Here is a 24,860-nt window from a genome sequence, read left to right on the forward strand (position 1 = left end):
CGCTGATATCCGCGGGTTGGGTACCGCATTCCAGTGGTCCGTCCAATGAGCCTGCCGCTATCTATGACCGCAAGTCCGATGAGATCGATTGCTTAACCATCTCGCGGGTTGTGCCGGGCTACGCCGCCTTCAGGAAACTCGTGTTCCCCTCCGTCGTTATTGGTTGCTCACGTGCGTGTCATGCTGTTGACACCTCGCGTGGCATGGCCAGCGACATCGCGAGCTGGCTGATGTCCCAGATGAACCCCGCCAGTTCGCGGGCGATCGCGACCACGGCGATGTTCTTCTCCTTGCCCCTTGCGACGAGCCTCCGGTAGCGCTGGCACAGGCGCACTTGCGCGTCCCAGGCCCGATCGACAATGGGCTTCGGGATGCCCTCGTGCCGGCGCTGGATCTCGCGGCTCACACGGGCCGGGTGCTGGTAGCTCCAGGCCGCTTCGACGAGCAGCTTTCGCGCATAGCTGTTGCCGTTCTTCGTGATGCTGCCCAGCCGGCGCTTCCCGCCCGACGAGTGTTCGGAGGGCGTCACCCCCAGCCAGGCCATCAGCTGGCGTGGGTGCACGAAGCGTGAGAGATCTCCCAGTTCGGCGATCATGCCCACGGCAGTGGTGAACTGTACGCCGCGCATTGCCTGAAGGCCCAGGACGACCGGATAGAAGCGCCAGTTGCCGACCGCCTCACGCAGCGCGAATTCCAGCCGGTCACATTGCGCGAGCCGGTTCTCGATCGCGCGCCGCTGTTCCTCGAACACCAATTGCTGCCACGCACTCTCGAAAGCATGTGTGCTCAGCCAGCGCCGGTGCGCCGGGCCCCAGTCAGCGCAGCCGGTATAGCGCACGCCATGCGAGAGGAGAAAGGCCTTCAGCCGTTGTCGGGCACGCTTGAGATCGTCCTTGGCGCTGACCCACGCGCGGGCCAGATCGCGGAAGGCTTCGTCCTCCACGCCGGGCACATATACCGCCGAGAGATCCCTGGCGCGTAGCGCGCGCACGAGCTTGATCGCATCGCGGCGGTCGGTCTTGACACGCTCACCGGGCTTTTTGGGAATCAGCGACGGCGCGCACACCATGCAGTCGAATCCCTTCTGCAGGAGCTGACGGTAAAGTCCGTAGCCGCACGGACCCGCCTCATAGACGATGGAGATACGTCGCGCCTTCGATTGCAGGCGCCTGCACAGGCGATCGATATCCGCCTTCGTCGTCCCGATCTTGCCTAACAGTTCGACGTCGCCCATTCCGATCGCGTAAGCGACCGTGATCGACTCCTTGTGCACATCCAGTCCGGCGTATACCGTGCTATCGTTTTCCATGCTGGCCTCCGCCTCGGAAACCGCCGGGTGTGGCCCTGTCCACACCATGCGGCTCTGGCAGTCATGCTAGCCCGTGTTTGATTCCTTCGCGGCAGGCCAGCCTCTCCGCCCCACGGGGAGTCATATTGACTATGCTATGCTGCCTCGCACCGCGCGGTGCGCGAAATGAAGACCGATGGTCTGTTGCCTGAAGACACGAAGGTCCGCTCCTCAAAATATCTGAACAACCTGATCGAGCAGGACCATCGCCACATCAAATCCAGAACGAACGTGATGCTTGGATTCAAGCGATTCAGGAGCGCCGCGACCACGATTTCAGGCATCGAGTTGACGCATCGCATTCGCAAGGGGCAGTTCGATCTCGCGAAGCTCGATCTCAAGGATGCCGCTGCGCCCGCCGTATGGACTGCGGTCTTGTCCAATAAATAAGGTATCCATACCTATATGGCCTTTCTCAACCCGCTTACCTATTTGCACCAGAACCCCCCGACTCTCGGAGTCGCAAGTCAACCAGCGTCGTCCTCACGATGGCGGCAACGACTCGGAGCTCGCCGCTCCCAGCGCGGCAACCACTAGCGACACCGCCGTGCTTTGAGGTTCAGCCGTCAACGCGCCGACGCGCTGCACCGCCGTTGACACCTTCAACGGCAATTGCCGCAGTTCGCCATTCAAATCCGTTTCGCCGCGCCGCAAACGGGTCGATACGAACAGGCATGGTACGCGCCGCGCCACGGCGCAATTGGTCAAGTGCGACGTCGATTCCATCAACACCTGCGGCGCGGCAACGCCCGCCGTCGCGAACTCGACTTCGAGCGCGGTTCGCATTGGCGAGCCCATCGATGGCATGATCCACGGCCAGGCGGCTGCGTCGCGCCACGTGATACGACTTCGCCGATGCAGAGGATGATTCTTGGGCGCGACCACCAGTATCTCGTCACTATAAAGCTCCGTGACAGTGAAGCCCGAGGTCAGCGCGGGCGATTCAAGGCGGCACACGATGATGTCGAGTTCGCGACGCTGCATCAGCGGCAGCAGAAAGTCGAGGGTGTTCTCTGAGAAGTTGATCTGCTGTGCAGGTGCATGTCTCGCGAGATGCTCGATCACACCTGGCAGCAGGCGCATGGAGATGTACGGCAGCATGCCGATCTTCAGGGGCACGCTCGTGCCGCGCTTCAATGCGTCGAACGCCGGCTGGACGGTGCGCAAATCGGTGAGGATGCGCGCGACACACTCGAGCATCGCTTCGCCGTACGCGGTCGGCGCAACCCGCCGCGACGTGCGCTCGAAGAGCGGCAGGCCCAGTGTGTCCTCCAGTTCACGCAGCCATTTCGATAGCGCTGGCTGCGTGATCGACGCTTCCTCGGCCGTCCGCGCGAAGCTGCGGTAACGCCCGAGCCAGTCCAGCGTCTCCAGATCGCGTATGCGCAGCTTGCGCAACACGTGCGGCAAATGTTCGATGCGGCCGCGGTCCGCGCCCGGCGGTACCACGACAGGAAGCAATACGGAGGGTCTTTTCGTGGCAACCATCGGGAGTTTAATTCATTACTGCGCGGTTATCGATCTGCTTCTATCTTTCATCGAATCGTACCGCATATTGCTTCACAATGAATCAGGTATCCGGATGAGCGCCTGCGGATAGCGGACAAAAATATGGAGACAATTGTATGAACGATCGAACGAAAGCGGATGGCCAGGTCGCAGACCTTCCCGTGAACGACGGCCGGCGACACTTCCTCAAGGTTGCGGGTGCGAGCGCGGCTATTGCGGCGACAGGCATCGCGCGGGCCGCGGAGAGCGCAACGCAGCAGCCGGAAAGCGCGGCCAGAGCCGCGAACGCTTCAAATGCGGCGCATGCAGCCCGCGTCGCACCGGAAAGCGTACCGTCCGGCTACAACATCCTGTTCATCCTGACCGATCAGGAACGCTACTTCGACTCATGGCCGTTCCCGGTGCCCGGCCGCGAAGGGCTGCGCCGCGACGGCATAACCTTCACGCGACATCAGATCGCGTCCTGTGTCTGTTCGCCGTCGCGCTCGACGATCTATACGGGCCAGCATACCCAGCGCACAGGCGTGCTCGATAACGCAGGGGTGCCCTGGCAGACCGACATGTCGACGGACATCCGCACGATTGGCCACATGATGCACGACGCCGGCTACTACGCCGCGTACCTCGGTAAATGGCATCTGAGCGGCAGCCTGCACGAAACGAATAGTCCGTACAGCGCACCGGTTTCGGACTACCACAAGAAGATCAAGGAATACGGTTTCGACGACTATTTCGGTGTAGGCGACCTGATCGGCGAAGTGCGCGGCGGGTACAACTACGACGGCATCACGACCGAGTCGGCGGTGAGCTGGATGCGCACGCGCGCACCGCAACTCGCGAAGGAAGGCAAGCCGTGGTTTCTTGCGGTCAACCTCGTCAATCCTCATGACGTGATGTTCGTGAACACCGATCCACCCGGCTCGGATTTGCAGCGCGCCAACACGATGATTATCGGCAATGCGCCGCCGCCCGAAGACGATCTGTATCAGCAGGGCTGGAATAACGTGCCTCTGGCCGCTTCGCGCCGTCAGCCGTATGACGAGCCGGGCCGTCCACCCGCGCACGGCATGTACAACAATGCGCACGTGCATCTGGTCGGGCGCTTCCCGTTTACAGACGAGCGTGTCCGCGTCTATCAAAACAACTACTTCAACTGCATCCGCGATTGCGATACGCACGTCGTGCGGCTCATGCAGACGCTTCAGTCGCTCGGCCTCGACGAAAAGACGATCGTCGTCATGACGGCCGACCACGGCGACCATGCCGGTGCGCACCAGCTTGTCGACAAGGGCGCGACCACCTATGCGCAGCAGAATCACGTACCGCTCGTGATCCGTCACCCGGCCTACCCGGGTGGCAAGCGCTGCAATGCGTTGACTTCGCACGTCGATATCACGCCGACGCTGCTCGGTCTAACTGGTCTCGATTCAGCACGTCTACAGCCGATTGGCGGCAACGCGCTGAAGGGCCACAATCTCGCGCAACTGCTTGCCAGGCCCGAGCAAGTCCGAGTCGACGCAGTCCGGTCGACGGCGCTTTTCAACTACGCGATGCTGCTCTACTACGACAGCGAGTGGATGATCAAGGAGTTCAAGACGCTGCACGAAAAAGGCGTGCCGGAGGAGGAAATCCGCCGCCGCGCGCTTGCGCAGCAGCCGGATTTCCGGTTGCGCGGCACAATCCGCAGCGTGTTTGATGGCCGTTATCGTTTCAGCCGCTATTTCTCTCCTCTCGAGTTCAATCGACCCACCTCGCTCGAAACGCTGTTTGCGAAAAACGACGTTGAGGTCTACGACCTTGAGAACGATCCGGGCGAAATGCACAACCTTGCCGTCGATCGCAAGCGAAACGGCGAATTGCTTCTCTCGTTGAATGACAAGCTCAATGAGACGATGGATCGCGAAGTGGGCGAAGACAGTCCTGACGTGATGCCGATTCGTGACGGCAGGGTACAGTTGCAACTGCGGGAGTCAATCTAGGGTGGCCGGGAGATTCGCAGATCTAGTCGCCATGCGCGGGGCCCATGTATCTAACACCGCTTCGAGCATGGTGCGGCGAAAGTGGTTTTGTCGCGGTAAGGGAAAGAGGGCGAACGAATTTATTGACTTCAGCATAGCGGGTCCCTTATTGCGACAAAGCCTCCATTCGCCTGCTCCGGCTTCAGAGTCGTCATCAAGTGTCCAATCCTTCCTGTTGTCAGGGCGTATGATGCCCCGACGCTTACGACAAAGCCGGGCGCAACGAGCCTGCCTTATTGGGCGCTCACCAGTTCGGCCGGTCGACTGGGTCGGGCTACGTAGTCTTGCGCCTACGGCGGCGGGCAGCCGACTACATGATTTCCAGTCTGGGCTGATACCGGCTGCTCGATGCACGAACCATACTGGAATTGACGCTACGCTATTGCAGCAACGTCATCGGAAATGGATCGTGAGGAATGTGTTATGGGCACCACCGCTTACTCTCTGCGCTCCCTCGTCGACAAGTGGCTTGCGCCGACTCAGCGGACGCCCGCCCACCTCGTGCAGATCGGTCGCACTCAGGCGTCGCGCTCCCGATTCGTCCGCTTTGAGGGGCAAACATCCGTGGGGTTTGTCACGATCGTCTTCTTTCGTCACGATGACGGTTCATGGTGCGTGTTCCCGCCGAGGGGGAGGGTACCTGCGATGTGCCAGGTCTACGGTGATCGTTGAAACCGGCAGCCAAACCCATAAGCCCGGTGGGGGCGTCGAATGGTCTCCAGCGTTGCTCCGCAGCCCCCCGACTCTTGCTTTGCCGCCGCGGCAAATGGAACTCTGAAGTAGTAACGACAAGATGTCTGCAAACAGAGAAAATCATGCTCGGGGTTGTGTATTGGGCATCGTTTGAACGATCAGCGCATAAAGATCATCGAGATTGCTCTCGCTTTCGAGACTCTCGAGCGGATCGCGATTTGCGCCGAACGCCTCATCAATTTCCAGCCAGTCGGCGGCAGTCAGATAGCGCTGCGCGGCGGGCAGGATCACGGACTCCTCAAGATGGCGGTGTCGGGCGTAGAAGTCTGCATAGTTCATGACTTCCTCACGCAAGGCAGGTAGCATGTCGGCGCCTGCCAGCTCGTAGCGTGTGAGCGCACGTTCGAGTGCGCAAATGCGCTGGCCACCTTCTTCATGCTGACGCTCGAGTTCCCCGATGACGCCATTACACTCGTCGGTACGCTCGCGAAGTCCCCCAAACAGGTATTGCTCCTCCTTCGGATGGTGAATCTGGTCGGGAAATTCCTGTATGTAGTAGAGCATCGCGCGCATGAGCATTGCGCTGGGCGAGCTGGCACTGCATGCCATGTCATCGACCACGCGGAGCATGCCGCTGACAATGCTCGTAAGGCGACTGTGTTCGCTCAACATCACTTGTATCGCACTGCGTCGAGTGGCATGTTCCACGCTAGGCTCCGTGACAAGGGCGGCCGGCCAGGTAAAGGGCAGGGCGATGGGGTACGCTGGGACGGCACCTCAAGGGCGGCCGCTAGTTTCAATATGCGCGCCGTACGGAGGGGGGATTTGATCTTTGTCAATTTCAGCGGGTGGCTCGGCCCGAGGTTTCGTCGGAGCCGCCGATGTGACTTCGCTTGGATCGAACTTGGCCACCGATCATTGAGTCCGTTCCCGTCATGAACTCTCACTCGGCGACTGCATCAATCGGTCGTTCAAGCGGCCGCTATGCTCAGGTAAGCGGCCACGCCGTCGCGCTGCAACGCCGGCCGTGCAATCTGCCGTTAGTCTGTATCGGATCTCGATCGGGATCTGATTTTGATCCAACTCAATGCGTCGGCACGCGAACAGGAAGATGGTGAATTAAACGCCGACTCGTATTGAAGTCGGCGAGTTGCGGGTTTTCCTCGTTCCCAAAAGCTCGCGGCAAGGCGCTTAAGGTCTCACTCCCAGGGCGCGGGCGGCGTCTCGTCGAGATCGTTGATCGCAAAGATATTGCGCTCCGCCGTCGCTGCTCACCCGGTCCGCTTCGGGGCTCGCATGCTCCGGCGCATGATATCAGAGGGCGGTGATAGGTTTCGCACCCCTGCTAATTGGTGGGAGCGCCGACAGCCCGTGAGCGACGGTGCTGAGAAGGACAGTGGCCATGAGCGTGAGTTTGATGGTCGACTCGCAAGGCAAGCCCGTCTCGCCTTCCAGATAGGAGAGCTCGAGAACGATGGACGCGAGCCTTCGCGGGCCGAACCGGCCCATGAACAAGGTGGTCGGCCGGCTCTAGTGTGTGCCTCGCAGCGCGATGGTCACCGGCTTCAATGCTGATCAACGTGAGGATTAGCACGCCGTAGCCCACGAACGCGAAGCCGAACTGGGGCACGACCGATGAACGCGCCATATCCTAACTGCTTAAGCATAAAGCGTGCGAGGACCGTGCCGCTTCGACCCATTTCGCTCGCCTCGGCCACCACGATGAAAAAGCATGAGGAATGGTACGGAGAGTCCGTCGTTGAGTCCCGCTTCCACGTTCAAAGCCTGGCGGATTCGCGCGGGAACCTGCGGGTTGTTCACGATGATCTGACCGAGGCCTGCATCGGTCGGCGCGAGGATCGAAGCGAGGATGCCTGTCTCCGGCCAGGTCAGCGCCGGAAAGACGAGCTTGGCGCAAAGCAAGCCTGGCGCGATGGTGAGCGGGTCCCCACGCTGAGCAGGCGCGAAGGCAGATTGGTTCTCGCCCTCGAGCATCGAAGGGCGAACCCGTGAAGCGGCGGTGAACAAGATCATTACGAGGCCCAGCTTGGCCATCATCAGCAGATCGTGGCGGTCGATCGTGAGTTCGTGAAGCGCTTCGCGAGAGAAGTGCATCAGCGCGCCTGAAGCGGCAAACACGATCGGGGCAGTGAGGACCGTTCGTTCGAGACGCCCGGATAACAGACCGTACAGAAAGACAGTTGCGATGAATGCGGCGATGATGGTCATCAATCACCTCTTGTGAGCGGCATACCGCGTCGTTGTCGACGGGATGTAGGCCCAGCGTGCGAACACGGTGGCCCTATGCGCAACTCACGCTCAGGGCGTCAGAAAATCGCTTGATTCAAATCACGCACTTGCGCCGGCCGTCGCAAGCGGACACGCCGCCCAGTGCAGGCCGTCCACGCGAGGTCCGGCAGTTTGTCTTCGTCCACGCGTCGAGCTGATTTGATCTGCATCATGATTGACTGGTTCAGGCGTGGGACGCTGTTCCCCATCTACTTGCCTGAAGATACGACGAGCAAACTCCATTGCCACGTTGAATTGAAGCGTGACACCCGGCTTGGGCTCGTTGCGCGAGCCGATTGAAAATTTAAAGAGGCGCGCAGCCGATAAATCCACCGTGATGACGGATGTGGCAGATGAGTGTCAACTGGGACAAAGCGGGACTGGGCGGCATTGATTCGCACGACGGTGCAGCGGCGTCGCATGCATGGGCTCGCGCACGCTGGATCGTGCTCGCGGGCTGCCTGCTTGCGATTCCGGCTTTCTATCTCGGGTTGCTTGCAACGTCGAACGCAGGGGTCATGGCCGCGAGGGCGCTCTACGGCTGCATGGCTGTGGCCTGCGCCGGTGCCATTGCGTGGACCGCCCATGCGAGCCGCAGACCCGCGCGTTTTCTGCGTCGCAATGCGTACGACGTGGCGATTGCCTGCGGCGCGCTGCTCAGTATGATCGGCGGCCAGACCCCATGGCCTACGCTTGAGTGGGCGCTACGGCTCTTGCTGATGGGAGTCACCGCGGTGCGGATCGTTGTTGCACTGCGCGCGTATTTCGAGCCAGGTAGGCTCGCGCTGCTGCCGCTTGCGGGCACGATCATGCTGCTGCTTGGCGGTGCGGGCTTCTACGTGTTGGAGCCGCGAGTACACAGCTACGCCGAAGGGCTTTGGCTGGCGTTCGAAAGTAGCGCCACAGTTGGCTATGGCGACTTTGCACCGACGACACCCGCATCCCGCATCTTCGCAGTATTCGTCGTGCTGCTCGGCTACGGCGTGCTGTCGCTGGCCTTTGCCGGTATTGCAGCGTATTTCATCGGCAGTGAAGAGCGGCGGTTGCGCGTCGAGATGCATCGCGATATCAGGGCGTTGCGCACCGAGATCGTATCGCTGCATCGCGACCTCGACGGGCTGCGCGATGCGATTGCGCCTAGGTACGCCGGGCCAGACGGTGGCGCCAGCACGGCACCCGAGATCGGCTCTGGTTGATCTTATCGGCAGATGCCATTGCGCGGCGCGCGTCTGCGAGCATTTCGTGCGGAAATGGCGGTTCGTTCGGCGTTTGCCTCGCGGCCTCTTTCGCGGCGGCTACGCGGCAAACCCTGTAACCCGAGATCCGGCTGTCGGTAAGCAAGCGGGCTGTGAACGTTGCCTCGAACGGGCAGCGGGCAGACAGCAGCGTGACAGCGCTGATTGACGGGCCCAGTTTGGCCGCCACCGCACAATGACACAATAACTGTCGCAATGGCGATTCAATTCAATATCTGTGAGCATGTCATGGGCGGGATTGAGCGAGCTGCGGGCCCATATGCCGCGTGGACCGGGTGCGTTGCCGCTGTGGTCACATGGCGGCCTGACAGTCATGACGTTAGCAAACCTTTTAAAAAAATTCGATCATATGCCTTTTATGTCAAGGCAACAGAAAATATGGCCGCAATGGGGAAGCTGGTGACGGCCCTTGGCGGGAAACTGATCAAAGTTGATCAAGGGTTGCTGACGGAGCGGTTCGTCGTCACGGACGATGCTGGGATGGTCATCCTTAACAACGTGCGATTGGCTTAGGAAACCGGTTTACCCGTCGATCGGATGCTGACCAATAATTGAGGAAAGCGCAATGCTCGCTAGACTTGACAATAACGTATTGCAATCACTGATCGACGGGGAGGCCCGAGAATCAACTGAACTCGACTTCAAATCTGAGTTCAATCCGGAGAACGCTGATCACCGTCGGGGACCGATCGACGATGTCTGTGCCTTCGCGAATGCGCAAGGCGGTTGGCTTCTGCTCGGCGTGGAAGAAGCGAATGGTACTGCAACGAACTTGGCTGGCATTGAAGCGGGAGATGTGGATCGATTCCGCTTGCGTCTCACTCAAATGATCGAAAGCGGACTGGAGCCGCGATTAGGGGGGGCCTTCTCATTGACGCTGTCGCGGTGGCCGGAGGGCGGCACGTAGTAGGCGCTCGGGTACCGCAGAGCTGGACTGGGCCACACCGGACCGCGGGTGGACGGCGTTTCATGGTGAGGGGGGATGCAGGCAACAGTGAGTACGATAACAACTTTGCTTGTGCGAGCGAACTTGAATCCGTGGACGCTCGAAAGCCGCCCCGCAGTCGCGCTGGACCCCTTCGCGTCTTGCACGCCATGCTCGTTTTGAGCGGCGCATCCGTCGATTGCGCTCTATTCGAAGAATGTCCGGATTTTGGCCAAGCCGTGATCGGCACCGACATGCGCTGGATCGGCAACAAGGTAGCGGTCCGCAACGCGGCCATCACAGTGCGCGTGACGGTGATGCCAGCGACGGAGCCGTTGCCGGTCGCTTCACATTGCTCGCGATCGACGTCGATGCAGAATCACTGGCCGCTGGAACGGGCCGTCGCCGAGCAGGCCGAGCGCACCTATCACCGGCTGTTCTCCAGATGGAAGCAGGCACATCCCAAGGGGCACGACTCACCACTGCTGTGGCCAGGAACACGGACCTCATAAAAAGATCGCGTGGGAGCTTGTCGATTTCATCCGTCGTGTATATCACCTTGCGCACACCCGGCGGGAACGCAAAGAACGGACTCACGCGATCCCATGTGTTGCGCCACGCAGCACTGATCGGCGGGAATTTCTGCCCCCACGGACCTTCGGCAAACTCATTCAGTTCGGCCTGCGCGGCCACCGCTCTCGGCGCGGTGTAGATCGGGCGAATCGCGGCGGCCAGCAATTTGCGGTCTTTCCAGCTCGCGTAATCGAGGCTGTTGCGGATCAGATGCACGATACAGGTTTGCAGCGTCGTGGCCGGAAACACTGCGGCCAGCGCTTCGGGCATGCTCTTGAGGCCATAGGTCACGGCAATCAGGATGTCGCCCACACCGCGCGTTTTCGGATCGTTGAACACCCTCATCCAGAACTTGGTGCCCTCGGTATTCTCGATCCACAGGCCCAGGAGGTCGCGCGTGCTATCGGGCAGGATGCCCACCGCCAGATAGACGGCCTTGTTGCGCACGACGGCGTCTTCGCGAATCTTCACGCGCAGCGCGTCGAAGAACACAACCGGATACATCGGTTCGAGTGGCCGGGCCTGCCAGGCGGGGACTTCGCTCATGACCTCGTCGGTGACCGAGCTGATGAACTCGGGTGAGACCGCAGTCGCGTATTGCCCTTGCAGGAAGCTCCGAATCTCGTGCACGGTCATGTCACGGGCGTACATCGCGACGATCTTGTCGTCGAGATCCGTAAAAGGTCACCTGTCAATGCGTGTCAACGCCGATTTGAAACTGACCCAGTAGAAGTTTCTCCGAGGCAGCAATTATCAGGGACATCAGGATACTGAATGCTACCGGCAGACCGGTCGCGGGTTGAAGTGTCGATGATGGTTCAATTCGCATCGGGCCGCACTGCTAAGTGGTCACCAATATCACGAAACAATCGTTATGTAAATATGGAATTTCATTAACAAAACAACTGTTGTTATAAATTGGATTGGTGACTACAGTGAATCGTCTCAGGCAGACAGGTGACTGCCGACCAGACTACCAAGGAGCGTCACTATGCTGACCACCCCCGAGATGCGCGACCAGTTCCGCAACGACGGCGCCACCATCTTCAGGAACTGCCTCAACGAAACCCAACTGGCCAAATGCTACGACGCCTTCAAGTGGGACATGGCCAACCCTGGCCCGAACGTCTATCAGGGCCGCCTCATCGGCACCATGCTGGAGACCCACATCGACAACGCGAACCCCCAGGCCAAGTCCAGGCTGGACGACATGGCGGCCTCGCTGCCCTTCGGCCAGATCTTCCAGGAGCTGTGGGGCTCTGAAAGTGTCTGGTACTTCGCCGAGGAAATCTTCGCCAAGGAAGGCGGCAAGAGCGGCCGCGGCCCCTGGCACCAGGACACGGCCAACCTGCCCTGGGCGGGCCGTCATTGGGGCAACGCCTGGATCACCTTCCAGAAGCTGCCCAGGAAGAACTCGCTGGAGATCGTGCGCGGCTCGCACCTGGGCATCCAGTACGACGGCGCCAGCTTCCAGAGCGCGGACGACCCGACCGACCCTCTCTACGGCGACGGCAGCTACCCGCGCCTGCCGAACATCGACAAGGACCTGGCGCGCGATCCCAAGTCCTGGGATGTCGTCTCCTTCGACATCGACCCTGGCGACGTTGTCTTGCTGCACCCGCGCGCGCTGCACGGGGGCGCTCCGGTCGACGCCGACTGTCCGACTCGCCACACGCTGGTGATGCGCTTCTTCGGCGACGACGCCACCTTCCGCGATCTGCCCACCTGCAGGCCGGACTATGCCCGCGTCGGCATGCTGTTTCGCGAGGAGATGGCCCAACTCAACCATGGCGACCCGTTCCGCTTGCCCATGTTCCGCCAGGTAGCGGGCGCCTGACTGCAGCCGCTTGTCGTTTCGAGCTTTCAATTTTCTATGGAGTGCAACATGTCAATCATTCAAGTTGAGTCGATCATGCGCGAACACGCGCAGCACGCACGCGCACCGTACGAGCCGGACTACGAACATGGGAGTGCATTTTGCAACGGACGCTACGTGCCGATCGACCAGGGAACTGTGCCGATTAGTGATCCGGGTTTTCTTCACGCTGACGCCGCGTACGACGTTGTAACTGTTTCCCGTGGCAACTTCTTTCGACTTGAAGACCATTTGTCGCGCATGGAGCAATCATGCGAGCGATTTCTTCTGTCCAACCCCTATAGTCGTGATCAGATGAGGGAGATTCTCAACAAACTGGTGGCCAGATCCGGGATGAAGGACGCATACGTCTGGTGGTCGGTCACCCGTGGGGCGGTCGCACGTCCGTCTGGAAGGCGTGTTGACCCGACACGGTACGACAACGCGATGTACGCATTTGTTGCGCCCTATTTTTTTCAGGCACCAGATGAAATTCGCAATCGCGGATTTAATTTGCTGATCAGCAAGCGCTATCGCCGCATTCCGTCAAAGTCTGTTGATCCTACGGCGAAGAATTTTCACTGGATGGACATGAAGCTTGCGCTTTACGAAGCTGGTGCTGCGGGCAAGGATTGGGCGGTTCTCGCCGGTACCGACGGAAATCTCGCGGAAGCGCCGGGCGCAAACATTTTCATTGTTAAGAACGGAGAGCTTTATACACCTGCAGAGGGCTGTCTCGAAGGCATCACAAGAAGGAGCGTCCTGGAGTTGGCCACTGAGTTGGGAGTCAAAGCGAACCTGTCAACAGTTACACCGGAGGAGCTCGTAACCGCTGATGAAGCGTTCACCTGCACGTCGGCAGGCGGGATCATGCCGATCGGAACCGTTGACGATAAGCAGATCGGCACCAAGCCAGGCGCGGGCCCCATCACTGAGCAACTTCACAACATGTATTGGGAAAAGCGTTGGAGTGGATGGCACGCAACACCCGTTGATTACAGCGCTTCGGCCGATTGATCAAGGCTTCCCTTCACCCAGGAAATTTGGAACTGAAATGTCCTTTACTCCGCTTGATATAAAGACGCTTCCCACTGTGCCCCGCGACACCGAAACAGCTGAGATTCTCTCGAAGCTGGAGCAGTTCGGTGGTGTGGTTATCAAAGACTATTTGACGCGAAGCCAGTTGGAGAATATCAATGCGGAGCTAGACGAGCCGCTCGCTTCGTTGTACGAAGGTTCGAAACACGACAGTGAAGTAGTGCAGGATTTTCACGGATCGAAAACAAAGCGACTTACGAACCTGGCGACGCTGTCTCCGACCTACCGGGAATTGCTGGACGACGACGTTATGCATCGCGTTGGAGACGCGTTGTACTCTGAGGAGAGTGGTACGTGGTGGCTGACCACCGGTCAGCTGATCGAAATTGGGCCGGGAAATAAGGCGCAACCACTCCATCGAGACCTCGGCAACTGGCCCGTGTTCCTCGAGATGGGGAAGCGTAGTCCGACCGCAATCACGAACCTCATGATCGCGCTGACGCCTTTCACCGAAGAAAACGGGGCGACCCGTATCATTCCGGGCAGCAACCATTGGGACGAGGACTACGGGGACAATATCCATAAGGGCGAACCTGCAATGACGATTCCGGCAGAGATGAGCGCAGGCGACGCATTGCTGCTCAGCGGAAAAGTCTTGCACGGTGGCGGTGCGAACGTCACGTCGAACGAACGCCGCCGCGGCTTGACGATGCCAATGCAGCCTGGGTACCTGACGCCGGAAGAGGCCTATCCCTTCTTGATCAGCATGGACATTGTCAAAACGTTGAGTGCACGAGCTCAGCGAATCATCGGATTCAGATCCGTGTATCCGGCCGGTGGATCACCGGGGCTCTGGCAGAACAACTACGAAGAACTGGCTAACCATCTGGGTCTGTAAGACTATTATTTGACATTCTAAAAAGCAAGCGTGCCGGATGTCGACCACGAGGCCAGATCGATCGCCGCATAACTTGCTGCACGTGGTCAAGCTCGACGAGGAAGGGGACTATCGGATCGGAAGGCGGTGAGGCCTTCCTCTTAAATCCCGCCGGATTTCAATGGCGGTTGGCGCCGCCCCCCTTGAGCGCCGCATTGTCCAGATCGCCCAGCAGCTTGATGGGATCGATCATCTGCCCATCGACCTCGACCCACCCCATGTGATTATCGCCAGCAGACCAGCCACGAAGCCGCTGGATCTGCTCGGGGTAGCTCGCGACCTCTGCCGAGGTGAGCGAGAGGTACATGTTCTCTTCCTGCCTGAGGTTCGCGGCGTCGAGCGCCATGCCTACCGCCGTCCGATAATCCGACGTCGTTCTGTTGGCGCCGCCTGCGTGAAAAGTCGATCCGAGGAAGATCAGCGCCGAGCCGGCTTTCCCGGAGCGCGCAGGATGCCGCGATCGCCTGGCTCAGGATGGGTAGGTGTTTACGCTAGTCGCATTGGACTATGCATACGGACGCTCGCACTGTAACATTTTTGCATCACATGTGTAATGTTATATCTGGTATCGCTGATACGAAGATTGACGCGATCGTACTGACCGGCGGCGGGAGGCAGTTCCGCGCCACATCTACGCTCTCGTCAACGGAGGGGCGCGGATTGTCGAGGACGGCGTCACCGCGCGGGCATCCGATATCGACGTCGTGTACCTCGCAGGCTATCGCTTCGCGCGCCATCGCGGCGGGCCGATGCTTTACGCGGTTACGGTAGATCTCGCCAACGCCGGCAGAGTCCCAGTGCCGAGGCCGCGTGGCAGACCGTGTCGCTACTCGCGAAACTTGCAGAAGGCTGCACTTTCAATTGATGGGGACACCGACATGGCCGATGCAGCAATCGTTTCCACCGCGCGCACCGTGCTGGCGAAGGGCTGGGAGGCGCGTTCAACATGACCTATGACGCGACGCACGGGCGTTAGCGGCGCGGCGTGAAATGTGTCGTGGTCACGATGTGCATCGGCGGCCGCCAGGGCGCGGCCGGGCTGTTTGAATTGTATTAATGGAAAGGAATACGAAATGGTTGTGAAGAAACTGTTCCAGCTCGACGGGCGCGTCGCGCTGGTGACGGGCGGCTCGCGCGGCCTGGGTCTGCAGATGGCCGAGGCGCTTGGGGAGATGGGCTGCAAGGTGGTGATCTCGGCCCGCAAGGCGGACGAACTGGCCGATGCCGAAACGTACCTTCAAGCGCGGGGTATTGAGGCACGGGCGGTCGTTTGCGACCTGCAGAAGTTCGACCGCATTCCGGCGCTCGTCGACGAGGTCCTATCCACGCATGGTTGCGTCGACATCCTCGTGAACAACGCGGGCGCGATATGGTCCGCGCCGGCGGTGGAGTATCCCGATGAGGCGTGGCACAAGGTGATGAACCTGAACGTGAGCGCGCCGTTCTTTCTGACGCGTGAGATTGGCCGCCGGAGCATGATTCCGCGCAGGAGCGGCAAGATCGTCAACATCGCGTCGACCGCGGGGCTGAAGGGCTCGCCGGAAGGCATGCCGACGATCGCGTACAACACGTCGAAGGCCGCGATGATCAATTTCACGCGCGCGCTTGCGACCGAGTGGGGGCGTCACGGGATCAACGTGAACGCGATCTGCCCGGGCTTCTTCCCGACGAAGATGACGGCCGGATATCTGGACAAGGCAGGCGAGCAGATGATCGCACGCACGCCGTTGCGGCGTCTGGGCGGCGACGAGGACCTGAAGGGCGCGCTCGTCTATTTTGCGAGTGACGCCTCGCGGTATGTGACGGGCCAGTATCTGGCAATCGACGGCGGAGTCTCGGCACTATGACGGACGATGCACAAAGCCAGTTCAGCGGGACGCGTCCGATCGCGGATGCGCACGCGTTCGACGTCGGTCGGCTGGGCGAATTCATGCGCGGACATGCCGAGGGATTCTCGGGCGAGTTGCGCGCCGGGCAGTTCAAGGGCGGCCAGGCGAATCCGACTTTCCGGCTTGAAGCCTGGGGGCGCCGCCATGTGATGCGCCGTAAGCCGCCCGGTGTGCTGCTGCCGTCCGCGCACGCGGTCGACCGCGAGTTTCGCGTGATCCGCGCGCTGGCCGGCACCGACGTGCCCGTCGTTGATCCCGGCTCGGTCGGGGCTTACCGAATATGGGAAGCCGGGCAACTTTATCGAGCGCCAAGTTGCGGGCTGGACAAAGCAGTATCGCGCGGCCGAGATGCAACACGATCGCGAAGATGGAACTCGGCACCTACCTTTAACCCAGGTTTAACCCGCGATGTCCGATCAAGAACGACGGAGTGAATCCATGACTGCAACCCGGCCGCCTGTCTGGCCCGCTCATCTGCCGCTGCATCTAACGCTTCCGGCGACCAACCTGTTCTATAACGCCGAAGTCTCGGCAGCCCGCTATCCGGACAAGCCGTTTATCGTGTTCTACGACACGCCGGTCACGTTCACGCAGTTCAAGGACGAGGCCGAACGTGTGGCGGGCTTCCTCCAGCAGCGCTGCGGCGTGAAGGCAGGCGACCGCGTGCTGCTGTATATGCAGAACAGCCCGCAATGGATGATCGCGTACTACGGGATCTTGCGCGCGAACGCGGTCGTCGTGCCGGTCAATCCGATGAACATGACGGACGAACTGCGTCATTACGTGGAGGACAGCGGTGCGCGCACCGTGTTCGTCGCGCAGGATCTCTATCCGCGAGTTGCGCCGCTTGTCAGCGATGCCGATGGCGAACTCGCGCACGTCGTCGTCGCGACCTATAGCGACTACCTGAAACAGCCGTCCGCCATCGCGCCGCCCGATTTCGTCGCTGACGCGCGCCATGTCGAAGGTCCGAAGGTAGTTCACTGGTCCGATGCGCTCGACCTGCAGTTGCGTCCCGGGCCGCTGACTGCCGGGCCTGACGACCTTTGCGTGATGCCGTACACGTCCGGCACGACCGGCAAGCCAAAAGGTTGCATGCACACCCATCGCAGCGTCATGTGCACAGCCGTCGGCTTATTCCACTGGCTCGGCGGCACGCCGGACACGGTTGCGCTCTCGGTGCTGCCGATGTTCCATGTGACCGGCATGCAGGGGGGGCTGAACGGTCCGCTCTACAGCGGCACAACTGTGGTCGTGCTGCCGCGCTGGGACCGTACCGTGGCCGCTCGCATGATTGCGCATCATCGCGTGACTTTCTGGCAGTCGATTTCGACCATGGTGGTGGACTTCGTATCGAACCCGGAGATTGGCCAGTACGATCTGTCGAGCCTGCTCTGGATGGGCGGGGGCGGTGCGACCATGCCAGAAGCTGTCGCGCGCAGGCTCAAGGCGCTCACTGGCGTTGACTATACCGAGGGATATGGCTTGTCGGAGACGACCGCCTCGACGCATATCAATCCGCTGCTGCGTCCGAAGCTGCAGTGTCTGGGGATTCCGATTTTCGACGTCGACGCGCGGGTGGTCGATCCGTTGACGCTGGAGCCGGTGCCGTGCGGTGAGACGGGCGAGATCATCGTGCATGGACCGCAGGTAATGCAGGGCTACTGGCGCAATCCGGACGCAACGCGCGAAAGCTTCGTCGATATCGAGGGCAAGCGTTTCCTGCGCACTGGCGATCTCGGATGGATGGACGAGGACGGCTACTTCTTCATGGCTGACCGGTTGAAGCGAATGATCAATGCTTCGGGCTACAAGGTGTGGCCGGCGGAGGTCGAAGCGATGATGTACCACCATCCGGCCATTCAGGAGGTGTGCGTGATCGGCACACAGGATGCGCATCGCGGCGAGACGGTCAAGGCCGTGGTGGTGCTCAAGCCGGGGCGCGCGACGGAGGTTACGCCGGAGGACATCGTGGCGTGGGCGCGCGAGCGCATGGCCTCATACAAGGCGCCGCGCATTGCCGAATTCGTGGAGTCGCTGCCGAAGTCGGGGAGCGGAAAGATCATGTGGCGGCAATTGCAGGAGCAGGAAGCGGTGAAAGCCGTTGCGCAAGGCAATACCAGTGCGTGAATGCTCGACTTGACTCTGGGCCGCGTCGGAAGGTGGTGGCCGGCCAAATTATCCGCATGTAAGGGCTAGTTCTTTTTCCGGCCGTGGCGATCGAAGTAGAGCCGTTTGCCGGGCGAGCGCACGCCCGGCGAGACCGACGCCGATTCGGCTTATCTGGGCCGACGTGCCGCCCGGGCGGGCTCCGCTGCGGCTGCCGCGTCCGGTTGAGGCGGGCTATACAACGTGACGACGGCTGCCAAAAGCGCCTTGAACCGGCGGGCCTTGAATCGCTCCGGCTCGACCGGAAGCATCATTGTCCAGCCGTCGCCAAGCGCACAGACTTGATCCGCGATCAGATCCGCGGGAATGTCGTCACGAATCAGGCCCTGCTTCTGGTCATTCGAGACGATCTCGGCCAGTCGGGCTCGATACTGACTATAGCGTCGATGAATGACAGCCGCGACCACCGGCTCGTATCTTGCTTGGCCCAGTAGCTGAAACTGCACCAGCCGCGGATCCATATCCTTTGTCGTATGCCAACTCATCCATCGTTCGAGCATCGTTTTGACGCCGATCGGCGTGTCGCCCGAATCCAGAGCGGTGTCGAACAAGTCGAATGAGTTTTCCACGAGTGCCTTGATGATTGCGTCCTTGTCCTCGAAGTAGTAGCTCAAGGCTCCCGTGGTGCAGCCGGCCTCCACGGCGATCTTTCGCAATGACGTGCCGGCGTAGCCCTCGCGCGCGATCACCACGCCTGCGGCCCTCAACAGGTTGTCGCGTTTGATCTTGTGGTCTCCGACAGGCCGCCCTCTGCGACCTACGGTTGGGGCCTCGCCGGTGCCGGCCGTGCGCTCGCGTCGAGTGGAGGAGGAAGGGGTTCGGGCCATGGAAGAGAAGTCGAATGGTTTGAGCAGCGATGCATGCCTTACGGCACTTCAATTCACCGTATTGTAATGCACTTAAATGGGTAGCGAATTTCCATGGCCATCTGCATTCTCGGGTTGAAACGATCTCGAACCGGTTTTCAGGCGACATGGTGGAACACGGGGGGGCGCGGAACGGACCATCCGGACCGAGCGACGCGAGAGCCAGGAGGTCCGTTTTCCAATCTGAGGAGCAGTCGGGATCCGATCCGGGGTTTGTCAGGGGTTAAGTTATAATAACGATCATTGTGTAAAATATTTGCTTATGCGATATTGCAAACTTGGATAGAAGCATCATGCAGGACGCCTGGAGGGGAGAAGAATCGAAAGGGGTGAGTCATTGCGCACGGGATGGCTGCGAATCAATATGGATATCTAATCAATCGATGGCGTGAACTTTCGGTCATGCTTTATTGGTAGCGCTCAGGCAAGGCCCAGCAGGCGCCCATGCGAGGGGCCTCAACCGATTCAAAAAGCCAATCCGAACGGCGAGAGCATTGTCGTCGACGGCTGGCAGACAATCTAAAGGAATTGTTCGACATGACCCACATTTCTGGCACAGGTACATCCCATGTGCCCATCGCACGCGTCGACTTCGGCTGCGTGTCGGTCCTGTTCGGAGAGAAGAACGGAAAATACCCCGACGGCAATCAGGTGCTCGTGCGCGGAACCGATACGCGCGTGGCTTTCGATATGCCGCTTGTCTCGAACCACATCGGCTCCGAATTCGATGCGACCGACCTGGTCGTCATGGGTCACGTGCATGAAGACCATATGGCCGGGCTGCACCGCATCCCTCACGCCAGTGTCTACGTGCACGAAGCCGACTTGCCGGCGATCCGGAACTGGGACGGCATGTTCGCCGCGTTCGGCCATGCAAACCTGGATGCCCCGGCCATACGGGCCATGCTGGAACGCGACTTCTTTTACGCGCCCCGACCCGACGCACGAGGCTATGCGGATGGCACATCGTGGGAGTTGGGCAAGTCACGCATCCGTGCGTTTCATATGCCGGGCCACGCAGTTAGTCACTGTGTTCTGCTCGTCGAGCCGGAGGGCGTGGCCTTTATCGGCGACATCGATTTGACGGGATTCGGACCTTACTATGGCGATGGCTGTTCAAGCTTGCGCGATTTCCGGCTGAGTCTCGAGCGGCTGCCGGATATTCCGGCGAAGATATGGGTGACCTCGCACCATCGCGGTGTCTATACCGAGCGGGCGCACTTTCTACGCGATCTCGCCGCCTTCACGGCCAAGCTCGACGAGCGCGAACAGCGCCTGCTGGCGTTCTTGAACGAAGCTCCCGCGACGCTGTCGCAGTTGGTCGAGCGCAGGCTGTTGTATCCGCAAGGCTTCGAGAGTCCCTGGGTGATTTCCGCCGAAGCGCGCACGATTTCGCAGCACCTGGCCGAACTGGTTGCGGACGGGCGCGTCACGCTCGACGAGGAGGGAGTCTATCGGCCCGGAAGGCCCTGAGGCCTTCCTCTCCAATCCCGCCGGCTTTTAATAGCGGTTGGCGCCCACGCTCCTGAGCGACGCGTGGTCCACATCGCCCAGCAGCTTGATGGGATCGATCATCTGCCCGTCGACCTCGACCCATCCCATATGGTTGTCGCCTGCGGACCAGCCCAGAAGCCGCTGGATCTGTTCCGGGTAGCTCGCCACTTGCGCCGAGGTGAGCGAGAGGTACATGTTTTCTTCCTGCCTCACGTTGGCGGCGTCCAGCGACATGCTTATCGCGGTGCGATATTCCGCCGTTGTGGTGTTGGCACCGCCCGCATGAAACGTCGATCCAAGGAAGATCAGCGCCGAGCCAGCCTTCATGACGACGGGGCACGTTTCGGACAGATCGGGCTTTCGTTCGTCATCCCAAAGATGGCTGCCGGGAATGACGAGCGTGCCGCCATTCTCGGCAGTGAAGTCCGTGGCGGCACAGATGATCTGCACGCGCCCCTCGCGGCCTCCCGTTGGATGGCGCCACAGGAACACGCTATCGTCGCGGTGCAATGGCTGGGCTGCCTGCCCTGGCCCGATCTGGATCGCCTGCGTGAAGCCGATGCGCACGCCCGCGGTCAGCGTAAGGCGCTTGTCGCCAACCCAGACTTCGCGCGGCCTGCATAGGAAGTGTTCTGCCACCGGGAGGTACAGCGGATGGGTGGCCACGGTCGCGAGGTGACGGGTATGGGCGAACAGGCGCGACAGCCGCCGCGTGTGGCCACCGGAAAAATTGTCCCGTCCGGTGGATTGCTTGTCGATGAGAGGTAGCAGGTCCGACTTGATGCCGGCCAGGTCCCCGCTCGTGAGGAAGTCCTCGATGATGACGCCGCCGTCACGCTCGAGTACGGCGATGACGTCTTCTGTGGTGGCCGTCAGGCCGGAAATTGTTGTCAGTTGTGCCATCTTTTTCCTCTGTAAAAAAATAGACTTTAAAAACCAGTCGCGCTCCATGCTCAGTGTCGTATTGTCGAGACAGACGGCGCAGTAACGCATGATGTGCATGGAGGCGGCAACTAGCGGTGGAAGAATCATCGGCATGTCTGCAATACGAGCTCCGGCAATTGCATGCCACCCGCGTCATAGTCGTCGCTCGCGGCGATCCGGGCGGCGTCGCTGGATGCGCGCAAGGACTCGCACGTCCGGAATTCGAAACCGCGGCGATGAATGACCATCGATTTGGATAGGGTCGTTCGGGAGAGGTTGAATGGTCGAATTTGAACATCCGCATTGCTCAAGATCATGCTGCATTATAGATAACACGTGTAATCATATATCCGAGATCGATTGCCCGCAAATACAAAGGGTTACTGGATTGGTAGGTGTTTACGCTAGTTGCATTGGATATGCATGCAGATGCACGCGCGGCAACATTTTACGTTACAAGTATAATGTTATATGTGCGTCAGAAGCTTGTTGATATGAAGGAATGCAAAATTGTTGTGAAAAAACTGTTCCAGCTCGACGGACGCGTCGCGCTGGTGACGGGAGCTCGGGCGGCCTCGCGCTGCAGATGGCCGAGGCGCTCGGCGAGATGGGTTGCAGGGTGTTGATCTCTGAGCGCAAGCCGACGAACTGGTGCCTGAGCGGCCCGCCGGAGGACATCGTGGCGTGGGCGCGCGAGCGCATGTCCTCGTACAGGGCGCCGCGCATTGCCGAATCCGTGGAGTCGCTGCCGAAGTTGGGGAGCAGGAAGCGTCAAGGGCGCCTGTGCAAAATGGTGTGAGCGCTTAAAAGCCGGCGTGGGGCCTGCCATCGGCAGGACAGGGAATACCCTGTTTTATTTTTCATATAACAACTGTTATTGTAATTGCTGTGCGTGGCGTTCGAAATGTGGTCGCCGTCCCGGAGAAGACGCCGTTCGAGGTGTTCCTGACAGGGACGCCGCACGCATCTCGTTTGATTGAAATATCGCGCGTCTATTCAGTTCGAGGGTTACCGGAGTGTTCCTCACTCCGTCAACAGACGCATCACCATCAGCCGGTATGAAGAGTTTGCCGGACACTCGATAAATTACATCGGTGTACTAAACGGTGACGCGCATGGAGGTGCGAAACGTGCACTCCGTGGACAGGGATTTAACCTTGAAATAATCAACCGAAACACATGCTATGAGAATCGTGAAGACGACAGCACTGACCGGCATCGCATTTGCAATTACCTCGCTCTCGATCCCCAGCCACGCCCAAAGCAGCGTGGCGCTGTACGGGATCCTCGATGCAGGCATTACCTATGTCACCAACGCAGGCGGATCGTACCAGGCGAAGTTCGACGACGGCATTGCCTATGGAAATCGCTGGGGGATCATGGGCACCGAGGATCTGGGCGGCGGTCTGAAGGCCGTCTTCAAGCTGGAGAGCGGCTTTTCCCTGGCAAACGGACAGATCACGAACGGCGGTGCGCTGTTCGGCCGGGCCGCCTATGTCGGTTTGCAGAACGATTGGGGCGCGCTCACGTTCGGCAACCAGATCGATATGACCAAGGAAATGGTCTATATGTACAACGCTTCGGCGTGGGCGAGCGGCTACGCCATCAACCAGGGCGACTTCGATCGCATGAACGGTGACCATCTACCGAATGCCGTGAAGTTCATGTCGAACCCGTACGGCGGCTTCCGGTTTGGCGGCATGTACTCGTTCAGCAATAAGGCCGGCGATTTCCACACGGGCAGTGCGTGGAGCGTGGGTGCGGAGTATAAGCGCGGCGCGTTCTCGATTGGGACAGCCTACACGCAACTGAACAATCCGTCGGGCATTTACGCATTCGACCCGTACGCTATGATTGGCGCGCGCACGTTCTTCGGCCGGCCGACCGTGAGCGTCGATCCCACCACCGGGGCGATCACCGACCTCTACGCGAACAGGCCGTTTCCGGTAGATAAGCAGGGGGCGTTCGGTGTTGGCGCGAGCTATACGATCGGCACCGTCACGCTGATGGGCGCATTCACGTACACGCAGCTTAAGGCGTTCGGCGAGAGCCGGCACATGCAGGTTGCCGAAGTTGGTGCGAACTGGATGCTTACGCCGGCTTTGAGCCTGATTGGCGGTTACCAGTACGATCACTTCGATAACCTCCACTGGAACCAGCTTTCGGCGGGCGTGCACTACCTGCTTTCGAAAAGCACGGACGTCTACATCTCTGGCGACTGGCTGAAGGCTTCGCAGGGTGTGAATGCCGTGATCGGTTATAGCTTCACACCGTCTTCGAGCACTAACCAGGCGGACGTGCGCATCGGCCTGCGGCATTCGTTCTGATCACCAATCTGCGCTCATTTGATAAGGATTCCTTCAGATTTACTTACCAAGGAGATCACCATGCTTGTCACGCAGGCCCAACGAGACGCTTTTCTCTTCGGTGACGACGCGAGGTTCCGCCTTCTGCCGACATCGACGTGGAACCCGCAGTACGTGCGCCATGGCGCGCTCTTCGACGAAGAGATGGCCCGGCTCAACGAAGGTGACGCGTTTCGCTCGCGAGTTTTCCGCCAGATCGCATAACGCGTTATTTTCAAAGGACACAGCCATGAAACGGCAAATGATCAACCCGCCGCAGAACCGGGAAACGTACGACCGGTTTCATTATTCAGCCGCGACCCGCGTGGGCGACATGATCTGGGTATCCGGCCAGGTGGGACTCGACCCGGCAACCCATACGCTTGGTCAGGGCATGGAAGCGCAGTCAAGGCTGGCTTTCGAGAACCTGAAAACCGTTCTCGCGGCGGCGGGCGCCACGATGGCCGACATCGTCGAAATCGTGACTTTTCATCTCGACATGCACGGCAGCGACATTCAGGCGTTCGTCAAAATCAAGGACGAATATGTTCCCGACCGCTACCCCGCGTGGACCGCAGTGGGCGTGACCCATTTGGTGAACCCGGATTACCTGGTCGAAATCCGCGCTGTCGCGGTAGCCCATTGCGGCGCCGGTTGATGTCTGATTGCCATGGCCGGCAGGCCATGGCACCCTCAGTATAAAAAAAGCACTAGAAAAAGTTAACGGAGACA

At 60.0% G+C, this 24,860-nt stretch carries 22 protein-coding genes and 3 pseudogenes; 17 read left to right on the top strand and 8 right to left on the bottom strand.

The genetic code is table 11. The annotated features are described in order from the left end of the window. Positions 1-178 precede the first annotated feature (178 nt). Positions 179-1,309 (bottom strand): IS110 family transposase, encoded by a 1,131-nt coding sequence (locus tag P5W99_RS25815; protein ID WP_434665414.1) that lies wholly within the window; start codon positions 1,307-1,309, stop codon positions 179-181. A gap of 198 nt (positions 1,310-1,507) precedes the next feature. On the opposite strand from P5W99_RS25815, the pseudogene P5W99_RS25820 reads away from it, so the two are divergent. Beyond that, a pseudogene (locus P5W99_RS25820) lies at positions 1,508-1,738 on the top strand (DDE-type integrase/transposase/recombinase); the annotation flags it as partial. Positions 1,739-1,831: 93 nt separating this feature from the next. Here P5W99_RS25820 and P5W99_RS25825 read toward each other — a convergent pair. Beyond that, positions 1,832-2,809 (bottom strand): LysR substrate-binding domain-containing protein, encoded by a 978-nt coding sequence (locus P5W99_RS25825; RefSeq protein ID WP_434664940.1) that lies wholly within the window; start codon positions 2,807-2,809, stop codon positions 1,832-1,834. A gap of 164 nt (positions 2,810-2,973) precedes the next feature. Here P5W99_RS25825 and P5W99_RS25830 point away from each other — a divergent pair, with 164 nt between their 5' ends. Further along, positions 2,974-4,836 (top strand): sulfatase-like hydrolase/transferase, encoded by a 1,863-nt coding sequence (locus P5W99_RS25830; RefSeq protein ID WP_434664942.1) that lies wholly within the window; start codon positions 2,974-2,976, stop codon positions 4,834-4,836. Positions 4,837-5,688: 852 nt separating this feature from the next. Here P5W99_RS25830 and P5W99_RS25835 read toward each other — a convergent pair. Further along, positions 5,689-6,276: a hemerythrin domain-containing protein gene (locus tag P5W99_RS25835; RefSeq protein WP_434664943.1), complete on the bottom strand. Its 588-nt coding sequence runs from the start codon at positions 6,274-6,276 to the stop codon at positions 5,689-5,691. 951 nt (positions 6,277-7,227) lie between these two features. Further along, positions 7,228-7,797, bottom strand: coding sequence for a cation:proton antiporter domain-containing protein (locus P5W99_RS25840; RefSeq protein ID WP_434664944.1), 570 nt, complete (start codon positions 7,795-7,797; stop codon positions 7,228-7,230). Between the two features lie 413 nt (positions 7,798-8,210). Between P5W99_RS25840 and P5W99_RS25845 the strand changes: the two genes are divergently transcribed. The 3 genes from P5W99_RS25845 to P5W99_RS25855 all read left to right on the top strand — a co-directional run bounded on the left by P5W99_RS25845 (position 8,211) and on the right by P5W99_RS25855 (position 10,020). Beyond that, on the top strand, positions 8,211-9,053 hold the full coding sequence (locus P5W99_RS25845) for a potassium channel family protein (protein WP_434664948.1): 843 nt from the start codon (positions 8,211-8,213) through the stop codon (positions 9,051-9,053). Between the two features lie 255 nt (positions 9,054-9,308). After that, complete coding sequence (locus tag P5W99_RS25850) at positions 9,309-9,626, top strand: hypothetical protein (RefSeq protein WP_434664950.1); 318 nt, start codon at positions 9,309-9,311, stop codon at positions 9,624-9,626. A 52-nt stretch (positions 9,627-9,678) separates the two neighbouring features. Next, on the top strand, positions 9,679-10,020 hold the full coding sequence (locus P5W99_RS25855; protein ID WP_434664952.1) for an AlbA family DNA-binding domain-containing protein: 342 nt from the start codon (positions 9,679-9,681) through the stop codon (positions 10,018-10,020). Between the two features lie 315 nt (positions 10,021-10,335). Here the strand turns inward: P5W99_RS25855 and P5W99_RS25860 are convergent. Next, positions 10,336-11,292 (bottom strand): annotated as a pseudogene (locus tag P5W99_RS25860) (IS256 family transposase); the annotation flags it as partial. Between the two features lie 310 nt (positions 11,293-11,602). On the opposite strand from P5W99_RS25860, the gene P5W99_RS25865 reads away from it, so the two are divergent. From P5W99_RS25865 to P5W99_RS25875, 3 genes are read left to right on the top strand one after another with little or no spacing between them, the layout of a single operon-like run. Then, positions 11,603-12,448, top strand: a complete 846-nt coding sequence (locus P5W99_RS25865) for a phytanoyl-CoA dioxygenase family protein (protein WP_434664954.1) — start codon at positions 11,603-11,605, stop codon at positions 12,446-12,448. A gap of 48 nt (positions 12,449-12,496) precedes the next feature. After that, on the top strand, positions 12,497-13,483 hold the full coding sequence (locus tag P5W99_RS25870) for an aminotransferase class IV (RefSeq protein WP_434664955.1): 987 nt from the start codon (positions 12,497-12,499) through the stop codon (positions 13,481-13,483). 37 nt (positions 13,484-13,520) lie between these two features. Then, a complete protein-coding gene (locus P5W99_RS25875; protein WP_434664957.1) occupies positions 13,521-14,402 on the top strand; it encodes a phytanoyl-CoA dioxygenase family protein in 882 nt (293 codons plus the stop codon). 157 nt (positions 14,403-14,559) lie between these two features. On the opposite strand, the gene P5W99_RS25880 is transcribed toward P5W99_RS25875, so the two are convergent. Further along, complete coding sequence (locus P5W99_RS25880; protein ID WP_434664959.1) at positions 14,560-14,787, bottom strand: hypothetical protein; 228 nt, start codon at positions 14,785-14,787, stop codon at positions 14,560-14,562. Positions 14,788-15,417: 630 nt separating this feature from the next. Between P5W99_RS25880 and P5W99_RS25885 the strand changes: the two are divergent. The 4 genes and pseudogenes from P5W99_RS25885 to P5W99_RS25900 all read left to right on the top strand — a co-directional run. After that, a pseudogene (locus tag P5W99_RS25885) lies at positions 15,418-15,498 on the top strand (acetyl-CoA acetyltransferase); the annotation flags it as partial. A gap of 16 nt (positions 15,499-15,514) precedes the next feature. After that, the gene (locus tag P5W99_RS25890) at positions 15,515-16,288 is read left to right on the top strand and encodes an SDR family oxidoreductase (protein WP_434664961.1); all 774 of its coding nucleotides are present in this window, start codon (positions 15,515-15,517) and stop codon (positions 16,286-16,288) included. Further along, positions 16,285-16,764, top strand: coding sequence for a phosphotransferase (locus tag P5W99_RS25895; protein WP_434664963.1), 480 nt, complete (start codon positions 16,285-16,287; stop codon positions 16,762-16,764). Before P5W99_RS25890 ends, P5W99_RS25895 begins: the two co-directional genes overlap by 4 nt. A 4-nt stretch (positions 16,765-16,768) precedes the next feature. Further along, complete coding sequence (locus P5W99_RS25900) at positions 16,769-18,460, top strand: long-chain fatty acid--CoA ligase (RefSeq protein ID WP_434664964.1); 1,692 nt, start codon at positions 16,769-16,771, stop codon at positions 18,458-18,460. A 149-nt stretch (positions 18,461-18,609) separates the two neighbouring features. Here the strand turns inward: P5W99_RS25900 and P5W99_RS25905 are convergent, their stop codons facing one another. After that, entirely contained in the window at positions 18,610-19,326 is a 717-nt protein-coding gene (locus P5W99_RS25905) for a TetR/AcrR family transcriptional regulator (RefSeq protein WP_434664966.1), read from the bottom strand. Between the two features lie 576 nt (positions 19,327-19,902). Between P5W99_RS25905 and P5W99_RS25910 the strand changes: the two genes are divergently transcribed. After that, complete coding sequence (locus P5W99_RS25910; RefSeq protein WP_434665416.1) at positions 19,903-20,838, top strand: MBL fold metallo-hydrolase; 936 nt, start codon at positions 19,903-19,905, stop codon at positions 20,836-20,838. 27 nt (positions 20,839-20,865) lie between these two features. Here the strand turns inward: P5W99_RS25910 and P5W99_RS25915 are convergent, their stop codons facing one another. Then, positions 20,866-21,897, bottom strand: coding sequence for a phytanoyl-CoA dioxygenase family protein (locus P5W99_RS25915; protein WP_434664968.1), 1,032 nt, complete (start codon positions 21,895-21,897; stop codon positions 20,866-20,868). A 472-nt stretch (positions 21,898-22,369) separates the two neighbouring features. Between P5W99_RS25915 and P5W99_RS25920 the strand changes: the two genes are divergently transcribed. The 4 genes from P5W99_RS25920 (at position 22,370) to P5W99_RS25935 (ending at position 24,786) form a co-directional block, all read left to right on the top strand. After that, the gene (locus P5W99_RS25920; RefSeq protein WP_434664970.1) at positions 22,370-22,582 is read left to right on the top strand and encodes a hypothetical protein; all 213 of its coding nucleotides are present in this window, start codon (positions 22,370-22,372) and stop codon (positions 22,580-22,582) included. Between the two features lie 385 nt (positions 22,583-22,967). Beyond that, positions 22,968-24,110 carry a porin gene (locus P5W99_RS25925; RefSeq protein WP_434664972.1) on the top strand — a complete coding sequence of 381 codons (1,143 nt, stop codon included), beginning with the start codon at positions 22,968-22,970 and terminating at the stop codon, positions 24,108-24,110. 60 nt (positions 24,111-24,170) lie between these two features. Then, complete coding sequence (locus P5W99_RS25930; protein WP_434664974.1) at positions 24,171-24,353, top strand: hypothetical protein; 183 nt, start codon at positions 24,171-24,173, stop codon at positions 24,351-24,353. Positions 24,354-24,390: 37 nt separating this feature from the next. After that, a complete protein-coding gene (locus P5W99_RS25935) occupies positions 24,391-24,786 on the top strand; it encodes a RidA family protein (RefSeq protein ID WP_434664976.1) in 396 nt (131 codons plus the stop codon). Positions 24,787-24,860: the final 74 nt, after the last annotated feature.

The organism is Paraburkholderia sp. A3BS-1L, from assembly GCF_051125215.1.
Classification (GTDB): domain Bacteria; phylum Pseudomonadota; class Gammaproteobacteria; order Burkholderiales; family Burkholderiaceae; genus Paraburkholderia.